Annotated in this window: 14 protein-coding genes; 3 read left to right on the forward strand and 11 right to left on the reverse strand. The window is 39.5% G+C overall.

All coding sequences use genetic code 11. The features are described 5' to 3' along the window. Nucleotides 1-11 precede the first annotated feature (11 nt). Nucleotides 12-1,922: a sugar MFS transporter gene (locus tag EDC37_RS03385; protein WP_132547929.1), complete on the reverse strand. Its 1,911-nt coding sequence runs from the start codon at nucleotides 1,920-1,922 to the stop codon at nucleotides 12-14. Between the two features lie 327 nt (nucleotides 1,923-2,249). Then, a complete protein-coding gene (locus EDC37_RS03390; RefSeq protein ID WP_132547931.1) occupies nucleotides 2,250-3,479 on the reverse strand; it encodes an ATP-binding protein in 1,230 nt (409 codons plus the stop codon). A gap of 202 nt (nucleotides 3,480-3,681) precedes the next feature. Between EDC37_RS03390 and EDC37_RS03395 the strand changes: the two genes are divergently transcribed. Together EDC37_RS03395 and EDC37_RS03400 are read left to right on the forward strand one after the other, a co-directional pair. Further along, the gene (locus tag EDC37_RS03395; protein WP_132547933.1) at nucleotides 3,682-4,143 is read left to right on the forward strand and encodes an Hsp20/alpha crystallin family protein; all 462 of its coding nucleotides are present in this window, start codon (nucleotides 3,682-3,684) and stop codon (nucleotides 4,141-4,143) included. Nucleotides 4,144-4,419: 276 nt separating this feature from the next. Beyond that, a complete protein-coding gene (locus tag EDC37_RS03400) occupies nucleotides 4,420-6,210 on the forward strand; it encodes a heme NO-binding domain-containing protein (protein ID WP_132547935.1) in 1,791 nt (596 codons plus the stop codon). Between the two features lie 179 nt (nucleotides 6,211-6,389). Here the strand turns inward: EDC37_RS03400 and ftsZ are convergent, their stop codons facing one another. Then, a complete protein-coding gene (gene ftsZ, locus EDC37_RS03405; protein ID WP_132547937.1) occupies nucleotides 6,390-7,505 on the reverse strand; it encodes a cell division protein FtsZ in 1,116 nt (371 codons plus the stop codon). Nucleotides 7,506-7,887: 382 nt separating this feature from the next. Here ftsZ and EDC37_RS03410 point away from each other — a divergent pair, with 382 nt between their 5' ends. Beyond that, a complete protein-coding gene (locus EDC37_RS03410) occupies nucleotides 7,888-9,003 on the forward strand; it encodes an N-acetylmuramoyl-L-alanine amidase (RefSeq protein ID WP_231040065.1) in 1,116 nt (371 codons plus the stop codon). Nucleotides 9,004-9,087: 84 nt separating this feature from the next. Here the strand turns inward: EDC37_RS03410 and EDC37_RS03415 are convergent, their stop codons facing one another. From EDC37_RS03415 to hisC, 8 genes are all read right to left on the reverse strand, one after another. Next, nucleotides 9,088-9,810, reverse strand: a complete 723-nt coding sequence (locus EDC37_RS03415; protein WP_165874442.1) for a SagB/ThcOx family dehydrogenase — start codon at nucleotides 9,808-9,810, stop codon at nucleotides 9,088-9,090. 75 nt (nucleotides 9,811-9,885) lie between these two features. Then, nucleotides 9,886-10,590: a bifunctional phosphoribosyl-AMP cyclohydrolase/phosphoribosyl-ATP diphosphatase HisIE gene (gene hisIE, locus EDC37_RS03420; protein ID WP_132547941.1), complete on the reverse strand. Its 705-nt coding sequence runs from the start codon at nucleotides 10,588-10,590 to the stop codon at nucleotides 9,886-9,888. Then, on the reverse strand, nucleotides 10,587-11,345 hold the full coding sequence (gene hisF, locus EDC37_RS03425) for an imidazole glycerol phosphate synthase subunit HisF (RefSeq protein WP_132547943.1): 759 nt from the start codon (nucleotides 11,343-11,345) through the stop codon (nucleotides 10,587-10,589). Before hisF ends, hisIE begins: the two co-directional genes overlap by 4 nt. A 2-nt stretch (nucleotides 11,346-11,347) precedes the next feature. Further along, the gene (gene hisA / locus EDC37_RS03430; RefSeq protein ID WP_132547945.1) at nucleotides 11,348-12,076 is read right to left on the reverse strand and encodes a 1-(5-phosphoribosyl)-5-[(5-phosphoribosylamino)methylideneamino]imidazole-4-carboxamide isomerase; all 729 of its coding nucleotides are present in this window, start codon (nucleotides 12,074-12,076) and stop codon (nucleotides 11,348-11,350) included. A gap of 75 nt (nucleotides 12,077-12,151) precedes the next feature. Continuing rightward, a complete protein-coding gene (locus EDC37_RS03435; RefSeq protein WP_132547947.1) occupies nucleotides 12,152-12,685 on the reverse strand; it encodes a DsbA family oxidoreductase in 534 nt (177 codons plus the stop codon). Between the two features lie 93 nt (nucleotides 12,686-12,778). Beyond that, the gene (hisH, locus tag EDC37_RS03440; protein WP_132547949.1) at nucleotides 12,779-13,381 is read right to left on the reverse strand and encodes an imidazole glycerol phosphate synthase subunit HisH; all 603 of its coding nucleotides are present in this window, start codon (nucleotides 13,379-13,381) and stop codon (nucleotides 12,779-12,781) included. Next, complete coding sequence (gene hisB / locus EDC37_RS03445) at nucleotides 13,381-13,965, reverse strand: imidazoleglycerol-phosphate dehydratase HisB (protein WP_132547951.1); 585 nt, start codon at nucleotides 13,963-13,965, stop codon at nucleotides 13,381-13,383. Before hisB ends, hisH begins: the two co-directional genes overlap by 1 nt. 4 nt (nucleotides 13,966-13,969) lie before the next feature. After that, on the reverse strand, nucleotides 13,970-15,037 hold the full coding sequence (gene hisC, locus EDC37_RS03450; RefSeq protein WP_132547953.1) for a histidinol-phosphate transaminase: 1,068 nt from the start codon (nucleotides 15,035-15,037) through the stop codon (nucleotides 13,970-13,972). Nucleotides 15,038-15,063: the final 26 nt, after the last annotated feature.

The raw sequence follows: 15,063 nt of genomic DNA on the forward strand, positions 1-15,063 counted from the left end.
TTATTTAATTTTTATGAACGCAGCTTAAGGACAGGACTGCCATGGTCAACTTCACCATCATTTTTCAACATTTCAAAATGTAATTTTTCATTATCATTAGTAAGTGATACCATCACTGTGTCGTCAAAACCAGCTTTTTGTATCTTTTCCCGAGAAAATGTGCTTAACAGGTCGCCTTCATGTACATGCTGACCTTGCCCACAATGTGTGGTAAATCCATCGCCGTGCATCTGTGCAGTATCAATGCCAATATGGATAAGCACTAAAGCATTTTCACTAGAACGGATAATCATAACATGCTTAGTAGGGAAAATCGTTTCAATTGTGCCGTCAAAAGGCGCATATACTTTATCTTCCGTAGGTTTTACAGCAAAGCCACGTCCCATTTTTCCAGCAGCAAAGGTTTTATCTGCAACCTTGTCCAATGGCATTAACATTCCCTTTACTGGAGCATGAATAAGCAGATCAATGTTGCCTATTTCTAATTGCGCAGCTTGTTCGTTCTTTAATTTATTAGCCCATGTCTTTTCCAGCTGATCAACAATTTCTGCATGTTTTTCTTCCGTAAGTGTGACTTTCTTGTAGAAAAATACACATGCTATCAATAACATGACTGCCGGTACACCGAACAGCATCAGTTTAAAAATCATCTGGCCATGCGCAGTAATTGATTCTGCAGAAGCACCTGAAGTCATTCCTACCCATACAGCGACGATACCAATAAAGCCATTTGTCAAAGCTCCACCAAATTTATCTATAAGTGGACGCACAGACAATGTCAAGGATTCATCCCTATGACCAAATTTTAATTGTCCATATTCAACAGAATCTGTCATAATCATTAAAACACACAGGAAAACCAACGGCTGCGGAATATAGAATAATACGCCCGCGATTAAAACTAAAGGTAAAGACTTACCTGCGAAGGTAAAGAGCAAAATACTTATCAATAAAACAGCTACCGAAGCAAAAAATACATTGCGGCGGCTGAACTTTTTCGCCAATGAAGGAAATGTTAAGACGATAAATATGCCGATAGTTGTATTAATTGTAGCTAAAATACTAAACTGTGCAGCATTTCCGAGGATAAAAGTAAAATAATATAATTCAACGGCATTAACGATCTGGATGCCAGCAGTATAGAACAAATAAGCTAAGGCTACCCACATTAACTGGTCATTGCGGACAAGAACCTTTAGCACATCTTTAAAAGTCGTTTTTTCTCTATTTTTACGTAAATTGGATTCCTTTTCCCTAGTACCAATAACAACAACAATTGCTGAAATCCACGAAACCAAGCCGATAACTACGGCAAAAGCAAACCAACCTTGTGAATCGCCCTGTCCGTGGTTACTATATTGTGAAAAGAGCAGTACTATAGGCATAACCACGATGCCGACAATATTTTGCCCTATATGAGATCCTACACGGGCAAACGTTGCTGTTTTTTCCCGTTCTCTTGAATCAAATGATATAGCCGGGATCATTGACCAGAAACCGACATCCTTAAAAGAGTAAAAGATATCCATCATAATGTATAAAACAGCGAACAAAATCAAATATAAATACGGATTACTTGTATTTAATCCACCCATATTAGTAAATAAAATCATTAATACGACAGAACCAATAGTACCACCGATTAGAATCCATGGTTTAAAATGCCCAAGTCGCGTACGAGTATTATCAATTGCGTTGCCAATAAATGGATCTATAAGCAATTCCAAAATTCTCAGAGCCATAATGATCAAGGTAATATACCCAATCATTTTAGCCCCCATTGCGCCACTATCCTTATCAAATAGATGTGAGGTAATAAACATTATAAAATATGTGGACAATGTAGCATAAAACGCGTCATGTCCAAACGCACCAAACGAGTAAGCAAGTCGAGACCGAATATGTTGGCTTTTTTCTGACATACGACAGTACCTCCTTTTAATTAAAAACTATCAATACCAAAAAGCCCAATAAATTTTAATTATTTTTACTGCATTGATAATTTTCCAAAAATTAAACTTTTATACCGTAAACGTTTACGATTATATACAAATTATAACTCTTATAAAACAAAAAGTAAACATTTTCTTTACATTTTTATAAAAAGTTTTTAACCAAAAATTTACCATATCCGCAAGTTTTTACAGCAGTACCTGCTCAAGTCTCCATGGACTATAAAACAGTACTGCTGCACATTTTTAATTAAAACAATTACAAATTCAACTGTCACTTGTAATTGTACACATTTTTTATTTATGTTGTCCCAAATACCAATTAACGAATTGCCGTGCAATGCGTCCGCTTCTTCCTGAATGTGTTAATTCCCAATGAAGTCCTTCAATGCGCAGCTCTTCACTATTAAGTTCAATTCCCGCCTTTTGTAAATAGTGCTTGATAATGGATAAATATTCTTCTTGGTCAGGTGCATCATAATTTATTATCAGACCAAATCGGTCAGATAACGAAATAGATTCATTGACACTGTCATTGCGGTGAATTTCTTCCTGCATATCATCCCTATCCTGCCATGTTTCCCTAATCAGATGCCTTCTATTAGACGTAGCATATAAAAGCACATTCTGTGGTACAGAAGAAACGCCACCTTCTATGACGGACTTCAAATACTTATAATCCAGTTCGCCTTCATTAAAAGATAAATCATCAAGGAAAACAATAAATTTATAGCCCGCTAAACTTCTCAGGCATTTCATAAGGGCAGGGATTGTCTTTATTTGGTCGCGTGTTATCTGTACAAGACGCAGGCCCTTTTGATAATATTCATTGGCCAGTGCTTTCACACCAGATGATTTTCCCGTACCACGTGCGCCCACCAGCAAAATGTTATTAGCAGGTTTATTTGCCAAAAAAGCCAGTGTATTATTGATAAGCATTTTTTTCTGTTTATCATAACCGATCAGGTCTTGCATATTAATTTTTTCAAAATAATCTATGCCCGTCAGTCCTGTGTTGGTTGACCAGCAAAAAGCCCGATAATATGCTAATTTCCCTGCCCCAAATCTTTTATAATGTTCTATCAGCAGTTTTGCTGCCTCATTAGCAGAACTGGCCGTTTCCATTGTACGAAGCAATTCATTATAGGCATCGAAATGACATTTTTTTGCCGGTTTATATTCATTTAGGATTTCATTTATTTCTCCTTCTTCTATCAATTTTCTCGAAAGATGAGGATAAATACTCTGCATATCCATTTCCAGCAATCTTTCCATGCTTTCCCCTGCGTTCCCATAGCGCTGGATATTATCGGCAATCATGTTATTTCCCTTAGCAAGTAAATATATCAGATAAGCTGGAAATAATTTACCTGACAACCCCAGCAGTTCACCATTACTGATCAGCTCATGAAAAAACACATGTCTTTCTTTGACATCACCACTATTTTCAGCTGCATCATATGCTCTAATCACCTTATCTTTCGCAAAATCGCGGAAGATAAGCAATTGCCCCAACATTTTACCCATACCAATCACCTATCCACAAATATATTTTCATATAATATTAACAGAAAGTTTTTCCATTGCCAATAAATAAAATTTTCTTTTATTTGATATTGACTTTTTGACTTTTATAAGTATAATATAAATATAAGGTTTGAAGGAGCCGTTGGAAAATAGCTTCTCAACCTTTTATAATTACAATAGTATATTTTAAGGGGGTTTTCTTATGTTTGGTTTAGTTCCTTTTGCAAAAAACAATGCAGCTAAAAAAGATGATGCTTTCGGTCGTTTGTTTGATTTCTTTAATGAACCATTTTTTAATTCGGCCATTGCACCAGTGCAGACCGCAATGTCAGGTTTTGCTTCCTTCAAAGTTGATGTAAAGGATGTGGGTGATTCCTATGAACTATCCGCTGAACTTCCCGGCGTAAAAAAAGAAGACATTTCCTTGAGCTACGATAATGGTTATTTGACCATTGAAGCAAACACCAAAGACGAAAATGAAGAAAAAGATGACACGGGAAAATATATTCGTCGCGAACGTCGTTGCGGCAGCATGTCCCGGTCTTTCTATATAGATAACATTAACGATGCTCAAGCCAAAGCAGAATTTAAGGATGGTATTTTGACTATAAAATTGCCGAAAACCACTCCTACAGACAATTCTAAACATATAAATATTGAATAATATCTGTGTGCTGATACAACATTCTGCATAGATTTTTTGCTGTAGTTTTTTAGATGACAGCTATTTCAAAAGCTTCTTTTATAGTGCAAAAGCACTAAAAAGAAGCTTTTTTCTTGTTTTCAAGTTTAAATTAACCATTCTCTATGCTTTTTGCGTATTTTTATCCTTGATGATTAGGCTAAGATTAGCACAGATAATCATTTACTCCCCATACAAAACAGTATATAATTATCTGCATAAGGATGAAGAGGAATTTGCATAAGGAGATTGCATATTATGAAGGGTACAATAGTAAGCACATGGGTACGCACCTGCAAAAAACTTTGGGGTGACAAATTAGTAAAGGATGTCATGGATGAGATAGGAATCGGATCTGGCCATATTTTTATGCCCAGTGAAGATATAAGTGATACAGCGGCACAATCGCTCGGTGACACTCTTGCCAAGAAATTGGGCAAATCATCTGCTGAGATCTGGCATGCCATCGGTAAAGATAATATTACAACATTCTTTGAATTTTATCCCGGTTTTTTCCAACGAGAGAACCTCCACGCTTTTTTGTCTTCCCTGTACGATATACATGTAGAAATAACCAGGCTTATTCCTGGTGCTAATCCACCTGTGATTGAAATAAAAAACATATCCACTACTGAGTCTGTCTTTACATATCGCTCTAAACGAAAAAAATTTAATTACTTCCGCGGCCTTCTGGATGGAGCAGCTGAACATTATCATGAAAAACTAGGCATTACTGAACTTGCAAAAGGCAGTGATTTCTTGCAGCTTAAACTGCAATTTCCCTATAAAATACAAAGTGATTACACCTATCGTCCCAACTGTCTGCTTGGGTTTTTGCCTTCCCTTTCAGCAAAGATTGGTCTGCTGACTGCACTTTGTTTATTTATCGTTGCCTTTATCACCAAAGCCTTTGACGGTTCGTTTCCGTTATGGATTCCCATTCTTGCCGGCATTTTTTCTGGAATGACAGCTTCTTTATTTTTGCGTCCGTTCTCCACTATCGAAAAATTACTTAATACACTTGGCGAACACAAGTATGCCACTACTGTAAAAATAAAATCTAAGGATATATTTGAACGGCTTGCCAACCAAATAGAATTATACAATGTGAGTATGCGCCGCAGCTTCACCGGCATTAAGGGACGCAATGATGAGTTAGCCCGCTATGGCAACGATTTTAATAAGTTTGGTAACACAATGAGTACAACCTCTGATGCCATTGCCCAAGTTGTAAACAGCCGTGCAGAAGCCTCGGTAACCGCCTCTGAAAAAATCTCGCAGGCAGTTAATATTTTAAATGACAATATCTCCACTTTGAAAAGTGTCGTTGAAAAACAGGTTAACAATAACACGCATTTACAATCAGCTGTAGAGGAAATCGAAAATTGTTTCTCTAATGTACATGATTCAAGCGAAAAGATCAACTCCAGTATGGCTAACTTCGCCAAGGTCAATACTTCCGTCGAAGGGTTGCGCAACCAGACAAAACGGATCACCGAAATTACCAACACAGTCGCTGCCATTGCCGGCCAAACCAACCTGCTCGCATTAAACGCGGCCATCGAAGCTGCCCGCGCCGGTGAACACGGCAAAGGCTTCGCCATAGTTGCTGAAGAAGTGCGTAAGCTTGCCGAACAGTCCCAGGAACAATCCCAAATCATTTCTGAAGATGTGCAGACAATAACAAAAACAATTGAAGAAGTAGTAGAACATGTTGATGTTGAATACGATATTCTCTCAGATGAAAATGCTAATCTGGTTTCAGTCGTAAATGAAAATGCTGCTTATCTGAAAAAAATACGAACAGTTTCTGACAACATAGTAGAAATAATAGGTCAATTAGAACAAGAAATGACCAGCATGAACAATGTGTATGAAAAAATTGAATCCATTGTTGATATTGCCCAGGATAATTCCGCTTCCACAGAAGAAATTAACGCCTCTATCCATATATACAACGAAAAAATTAAAGGCCTTATGGACAAAATAGGTGAATTTAAAAAACTGGCACGTTATTTTGCCGACGATATAAATGTTTTTAAAGTTTAAATTTATACCAGACCGACAGACACCTGTGTAAATTACTATTTCCAAACAAATCCCCAAATAAAAGGATCCCTACTAGCAGGCAATTTATAAGATTACCTTACTAAGGGATCCTTTTATTTTGAAATGCAGGAAGGGTAGTATTTACCTCACCCTTTAAGCCACAAACACAGCTTTAACAATCAATGTTTTTTATTAATTTTTTCAATATCGAAAATCAGCTTATCAATATTATCAGTATTTTTCTTTTGCATAAAAACAGGTAGCTCTGGGGCGGCTATCACCTTTTCTTTTTTTTCAGCCTTTTCCTTATTTTCTTTTGGCTGCGTCCTGATCTCATCATCCATAAAATCAGTAGCAATGACCGTCGCCCTGACTTTCCCGTCCAGGTGCTCATCTATTACTGTCCCCAGTATTATGTTAACATCAGAACTAGTACTTTCGTAAACAAATTTAGTGGCTTCATTTACTTCAAATAGGCTCAAAGTTTGATCACCCGTTATATTGAGTATAATACCTCTGGCTCCGTTTACCGAGCGCTCTATCAGCGGACTTTCTATAGCCATTTTTACAGCATCTACAGCCCCGTTACCTTCTCCTATCCCCAGCAGTGCCTCGGAATTGCCATTCTGTTTAAAGATAGAGCGTACATCAGCAAAATCAACGTTTATTACGCCTACTGTCAAAATCAACTCTGATACGCAACGTATAGCCTGTCTTAAAACACTGTCCGCCATATGAAAAGCATTCAGTAAAGACATATGTTTATTTGTGCTGCGTAATTCCAGCAATTTATCATTTTCAATGACAATAAGCGCATCAAGGAAAGGACGCATGGCATCAACGCCGGCCGCAGCCGTCTTTTTTTTACGTGATCCTTCAAAGGAAAAAGGTGTTGTAACGACACCAATGGTGAGTATTCCCATAGCATGGGCAAATTCGGCAACCACAGGTGCAGCACCTGTTCCTGTACCTTCTCCCATGCCAGCCGTAATAAAGATCAAGTCAGCACCAGTCAAAAGTTCCTTTATGGCAGTTTCTTCGCTTGCCGCAGCTTCCTGTCCTAGGCTAACCCGGCCGCCGCTGCCAAGCCCACGTGTCAAATTATCGCCAATCTGTAGGACCTTAATGCCACTTCGTTCCAACGTCTGTAACTGTTTCCTATCAGTATTTATAGCAATGAGCTCCATTTGGGGATGATCCCCCTCAGCTATACGTTTTAAAACGCTATTACCACCGCCGCCAACACCGACAACTTTTATATTGACAACTGTTCCTTGTATATTTTCTCTCTGCAAAAAAATCCCCCCTTATCACCGTGGGTAGATATAAAAACACCATAGCACTACTGTATCAGGTCATCCATTTATTGACGATGTTCGCACTATGTACATATTTTCCTTAACAATATTCATTATTGAAAGACATGGTTCTACCACTGACTTCATCGAAACTAACAACATTGCCCCATTTTTGCTATACTAAACTAGTATATAACAATATGAACTTTTATTCCTGCATAATAAATCTATTATTATTATATACATTGACAGTGCCAGATATCAAGTAATAGATTTTTATTTTGTGTTTTTTGTAGCTTTGTTGTAGAATATTAGAATATGGGGTTTATGTGCCATATTGTTTCTTATTCCACAGCAAAACATGGTAGGGGGGATTTTCTTGCCAAAAGCAGTATCTTACTTTCTGATAAATATATGTATATTCAGTTTTTCTTTATTTTTCACACAAACTGCCCATGCCGGAAATTTTATTACGGCCTCAGCATCTCTGGCAAAAATCTCGGCGATACGTATCAGTTCTACGAATGATAAAGTGCGTCTTGTTGCTGACGCTAACAAAGAAGTAGATTATGAATCATTTGGTTTATCTTCACCCAACCGTATTGTCATCGATTTAAAGGGTGCCTGGCTTAGCCCGTCCGTAAAAAAAGATTTCACAGTTTCCAACAAAAACATTAACCATATCCGCGTAGCCCAATTTTCTCCTGATACAGTCCGTGTAGTCATTGACACTTCGCTAAAACGTGATTCTTACGATGTATTTTCGATTCCTGCTGACAGTAGCAATCCTTATCGCGTCGTAATGGATTTTGGTAAGATCAGTAACAATGGCAGTAGTAACGTGCAGCCTGCTCCAGCGCCTGTAGTTCCTGCTACACCTGACACACCAGGTTCTGATATCTTCACCACGCCTGGCATAAAAGGCAAAAAAATTGCCATTGACCCTGGACACGGTGGAAATGATTCTGGTGCAATTGGTTATAATAAGTCTGAAGAAAAGGATGCCACCCTTCGCATTGGTATGAAACTAAAGAAAATGTTAGAAGATGCCGGTGCTACTGTTATTATGACCAGAACTACGGATACCTCTGTTGCTGCTCCTACAGCCAGTGATGTTGAAGAACTGCAAGCCCGTTGTGACATAGCTAATAAGGCTAATGCTGATATTTTCATCAGTATCCATAATGACTCATTCACGGATACTTCTACTGACGGTACATCCACTTATTACTACGGAGGCGGCAGTAGTTACAGTAAGAAACTCGCAGACTGTGTCCGAGAAGGTATTATTGCCAGTGTACACACGCCCGACAGAGGTACTAAAACAGCTAATTTTTATGTAATCAAGAATACCAATATGCCGGCTATTCTTGCTGAGGTTGCTTTCATTTCTAATCCTGCGGAGCAGGCTCTGCTCACCTCTGAAGATGGCACCACCAAATTTGCGACCGGTATTTATAACGGTATCAACGAATTTTTCGCGGGCAATAATTAATAACCCCACACCTTTAAAAGCAAAACAAAAACAGCCATTATACTGAATAAGTATAATGGCTGTTTTTTTCGTACCATTCACCTATTATACTTTTCCCAAGGCAGCACCATAGACAACGAATTGCTCCTTCGGTAAAAAATCAAGTGCTTTATTTATCTGCTTATCATCAAAAGAACCGAGAGCACATACACCTGCACTTATTGTCTGGGCTGCAAGATAAAGATTCTGGCACACATGGCCTGCATCCAAAAAGGCATATCGGTATCCCCTTGAAGCATAACGGCTGGCCACTCTTTTGATAACAGTACTCCATATAAAAGTAACGGCACTGCCAAGCACTACTTGATATGTGGAAAAACAATTGCTTATTACCGTTTTGTCTGCCTTTATTTTGACTAGCGCATGCTCAATAGGCAGAAAACGATATACACCTGCTTCTAACTTCTCTACATTATTCACTAAAATATATGTTTCCAAAGAATGAGTTGCTCCTGCGGACGGAACTGTACGAAGCGTAGCTTTGTCATTAGCCATTTTTACGCCTTGCGTACACCAGAGGAGGTATGACAGTTCTTTTAAAGCAAGCGGTTTATCGCTATAGTGGCGAACCGATGCGCGCAATTCCACCATTTCCAGAAAATTAATATTACGGTCGTCAAGCAAATCCGGTTCCGGCAGCTCTATTATCTTATCTGTTACCAGAGCTGGAAGTTCAAGCGGCAGCCTTTCTGTCACTTGCGGCTTTACATTTCCTCGCTCCCATGCAGATTCCCGCAGAAAATCCTGCGCAGATTTTACATTATCCATTTTGCCCTCCATAATTGGCAATCATTATTTATTAATTAATAAAATAGGGAGGCCTCAGCCTGCCTGCTGTAATTCTTACTTATCTTCCGGGTCTAAATCATCAGGATCAATAAAGCTGTGATATTCACCGCCGCTGCGTCTGCTCAAAAGTTCTCCGAGCAGTTCCTTAGGTGCTATATTATGGTAAGCCAAAGCCACTAAGCAATGATACCACAGATCGCCCATTTCGTATAAAATTTCTTTCTTATTGTTATTTTTAGAGGCAATAATAGTTTCTACCGCTTCTTCACCCAATTTTTTAAGAATTTTATCCTGCCCATGCCGCCATAGATAATTCGTATAGGAACCTTCTACAGGATGGATTTTCCTGTCCTGAATAACATCATATAATTCATTCAATACTCTCGTCAAACTTGATGTCTGATGTTCCTCTACAACAGCGATTTCCTTATTTGAAGTAAGGAGCCTTCTGCCGCTGAAACAAGTATATGTTCCCGTATGGCAAGCGCAACCTGTCTGATGTACACGCACTAATAATGTATCACCGTCACAGTCATAGAATATTTCACCGACTTTTTGCTTATTGCCGGAGGTTTCTCCTTTATTCCACAGTTTTTGTCTGCTGCGGCTAAAGAACCACGTATAACCTGTATCTATAGTTTTTTTGAGTGATTCTTCATTCATATAGGCCAGCATCAATACCTGGTCATTGTCAATTTCTTGAATTACTGCGGGAACCAGCCCGTTTGCGTCAAATTTTATTTTACTTATATCTATCATAATCTTACCTCCACACCGCGCGACAACAGATATTCTTTCACCTGCCGGATCCGAAACCGGCCATAGTGAAATACTGATGCAGCTAATACAGCATCAGCTTTTCCTTCTGTCAACACATCATAAAAATGTGATAATTCACCTGCCCCGCCTGAAGCAATGACGGGGACGGACACTGCTTCCGATACCGCCCGTGTCAAGGCTATATCGTAGCCATTCTTTGTTCCGTCAGCGTCCATGCTAGTCAATAATATCTCACCGGCTCCCAAGGCAACCGCCTTTTTTATCCATGCCAAACAGTCAAGGCCGGTAGGTGTACGTCCGCCATTTATATATACTTCCCAGCTATCTTCACCGTTTCTTTTAGCATCGACAGCCAACACCACGCATTGATTGCCAAATTTTTCTGCCCCTTCACTTATCAAACTGGGCTTTTTTACGGCCGCTGTATTAAGTGATATTTTATCGGCTCCAGATTTCAGCATATTGCGCATATCTTCGGTAGAACGTATTCCTCCGCCTACAGTAAAGGGGATGAAGACCTGCGACGCGCATCCTGATGCCACATCTACCATCGTATTCCTTTTTTCATTGGACGCGGTAATATCTAGGAATACAAGTTCGTCAGCACATTCTTTATCATAAAGGCACGCTAGTTCTACAGGATCACCAGCATCACGCAAAGAGACAAAATTTGTTCCCTTTACAACGCGGCCTTCTTTCACATCAAGGCAGGGAATAATTCTTTTAGTGTACATTTTCATTCACCCTCGGCAATTTTTATCGCATCTTGCAAATCAAGCGCGCCCGTATAGATAGCCTTACCGGCAATAACACCCACTATACCGTCATTTTCATACTTTTTCAATTCACTAATTTCTTCAAGGGAGGACAATCCTCCTGAGGCCACAACTTTTGCGCCACTGTTTTTTGCCAAATTTACTGTCGCATGCACATTGATTCCCAGCAATGTGCCATCTCTTGAGATATCCGTATAAATTATATTCTGGACTCCTGCCGCGACCATCCGTTTAGCCAATTCTACAGCATGCACATTACCTGATACGCCCCAGCCTTCAACTGCTACAATACCGTCTTTAGCATCAATGCCAACGACTATTTTATCGCCAAAAAGTTTGCACGCTTCTTTTACCAGCTGCGGATGCTGTACTGCCACTGAACCGAGAATAACACGGCTGACACCTATCTGCAAAATCTTTTCGATATTTTCAATTGTGCGTATGCCGCCTCCCAATTCAACCGGGATATCAAGTGCGTCAACGATCTGTTTTATAACCGGTAAATTCTTCGACGCACCAGCAAGCGCACCGTCTAAATCCACAATATGAAGATACTTTGCTCCCATGTCGGCCCATTTTTTTGCCGTCTGCACAGGTTGCTCAGAAAATACTGTTTCTCTGGCAAAATCTCCCTTAAAAAGTCTGACGCATTTGCCGCCCCGTATATCAATAGCAGGCAAAATCAACATAAATATAACCTCACAATCTTTATGTATTCCTAAAGTTTATTTATTGTACTTTTAAGGACAATTACTCATACGTCCCTAAGCATTGATGAATTTTTCCAGCTCGTCCTTTGTCACCATCACGCCGTTTCCCGAACCAATTTTTTTCTTACCTCTGGCATAGCTGGGAACAGCATCAAAGTCCTTTTCCGACCATGCATACACGTTGCCACGTGTCACCAACTTCTGGTAAATACCTTTTTGTAAAGCTTCTTCAAATGCCTTTTTAGGGACAGCACATTTTTCGGCAATATCAGCTAAAACGGCAATATCCGAAATATCCAAGTTATGCTCAAAAACTGCTTCAAAAACTAATTTATGATATTTTAGCAAATCACCGTCATGCTCCAGCACAAAATACATTCCACAAATTGCCTGGTCACTATGCACTCCGTGTTCTTCTGGTCGCGGATGGGCTTCACAAGGACGCCAGATAATATCCAGATTCTGATATTTTTTCATAAGTTCCTGTAGATTTTTATGGCCGCGATAGCAGTATGGGCAAGTATAATCAAAAAATACTTCCAGCTTTTTATCATCACTGCGCTCTTTTATTTCGTAAATTTCAGACATGACTAAATGACCCCCTTTTAAATTTCACCTTTATATTTATCTTTATTATAGCATAACGCTATTTTCCTTCGCATAGTGTTTTTAAACAATTTTTCATACTGCCTGTATAAAATTTTTTAAAATCTGCAAACCGACTTCTCCCGATTTTTCTGGATGGAACTGTGTCGCTGCGACACGGCCTTTACCTACAGAAGCCGTTACCTTTTCTCCATATTCGGTCCATGAGGTTATTATCGACTGGTCAGCAGGAACCGCATGATAACTATGTACAAAATAAACATAGGGACGTTCAGGTAAGTTTGCCAGCAGCGCTGTACCTTCTTTAACAAAAATATTATTCCAACCCATATGTGGAATTTTCAGCTGCGGCGCATTTATTTTTTTTACTATGCCTTTAAAAATCCCCAAGCCCTGCACGCCGGGACTTTCTTCACTGCTTTCAAACATCAGTTGCAGTCCCAAACAGATACCGAGGAACGGTTTATTCGCCGCTGCTGCCAGCAAAGTAGGCACGAGTCCTGTTTTTGTCAAGGTATCCATACAGTCGCCAAAAGCTCCTACTCCCGGCAAAACTACTTTATCAGCTTCTTCTATCTGTTTTTTATCAGCAGTAATACAAGCATCCGCCCCTAAAAAAGCGAAAGCCTTTTGTACACTAAACAAATTTCCCCGGCCGTAATCTACTATCGCAATCATCACAATACCCCCTTACTGCTTGGTATGCCGTCCACTTTCGGGTCTTTTTCTATAGCTTGCCGCAAGGCATGGCCGAGTGCCTTGAAAATCGCTTCAATTTTATGATGTGAATTTTTTCCATATAGCACTTTTATATGCAGCGTTATTCCTGCATGAAAAGCAAAAGCCCGAAAGAATTCTTCAGCCAGCTGGGTATCGAAGGAACCAATCATCGGCGCTAATTCTCCCGTCTCGAAAACTAAAAAAGGCCTGTTGCTTATATCAAGGGAAACCATTGCCAACGCTTCATCCATGGGAATATAAAAAGTGCCATAACGCCTGATGCCTTTTCTATCGCCAATAGCGCCACGAAATGCATCCCCCATGGCGATGCCGGTATCTTCCACACTATGGTGCCCATCTACCTCTATATCACCGTTACATTCTACATTAAGATCAATCAAACTATGGACACTCAACAGTGTCAACATATGATCAAAAAAACCGATTTTAGTATTCACCGCTGCCTTACCAGTTCCATCGAGCTCCAATGCTACCTTTATGGAAGTTTCCAAGGTTTGGCGCTTTATTGTAAATTGACGCATTTTCTCACTCCTCAGTATGGGTTTCTACAAAATCTTTAACGGCTTTCATGAAGGTATCATTTTCCTCCCGCAAACCAGCAGAAACCCGAATACAGTTTTTTAGTCTGGGGGCATCACCAAAACTGCGTACACCAATACCAATATTTGCCAAATATTCGTTGAGGCCGACAGCTTTATCATACTTCATCAATACAAAATTTGTTGCCGAAGGATATACCTGTATAACTGACATTTTTTTTAGCTGCTCGGCAATACGATCACGTTCCGACCGCATCATTGCGATCCGTGGTTCATATTCATGCCTCATTTGGTAGACAATATCGGCCGTAACTGCTGAAAGTATATTCAAATGATATGGCATAAACACCTTTCCAGTTATTTCTGTTATCTTTTCGTCAGCTATCATATAGCCGACTCTGGCTCCCGCCAAACCATACGCTTTTGAAAAAGTACGTGCTATTATCATATGCGGATACTTATGCCATATTTCCATGGCTGACCTGCCGTCAAACTCTATATATGCTTCGTCAACTACAAATGCGCAGTTAATATTCTTTGCTATATACTCTATATCTGCCAACGGTATATGCGTCCCTGTCGGATTATTAGGTGCACATATTACCGCTAAATGTGCCTTATTATCATTTACAGTCGCGACAAATTTTTCTGCATCCAGACAATAATTTTCATCAAGGTCAAAGGGAATACTTATTGAATTACTCAATTCCGCATAAATTTTATACATTGAAAAAGATGGCTGCGGATAAACAATCTTATGATTGCGGCCGCCGAAACAAAAAAACATTTTTTCCAGAATTTCACTGGAACCATTAGCCAAAAGTATATTACGGCGCTGTACATGATAAGCAGCTGCCAGCTGTTCGGCCAACGACTCAGTTTCCGTGTTGGGATAGCGGTTAAAAGCAAGCCGTGACAAGCGTCCCATAACCCGTTCTTCCACTATAGGCGGTAGATTCATATTACATTCATTTGCATTGATTTTAATATTCCAATCTCGTTCAATAACATCATAAGTTGGCAATTTTTTTATTTCTGCACGGTATTTCAACATATAAACTTTTCCTCCCCAAAGTATCC

This window comes from Pectinatus cerevisiiphilus, assembly GCF_004341685.1.
GTDB classification, from domain to species: domain Bacteria; phylum Bacillota; class Negativicutes; order Selenomonadales; family Selenomonadaceae; genus Pectinatus; species Pectinatus cerevisiiphilus.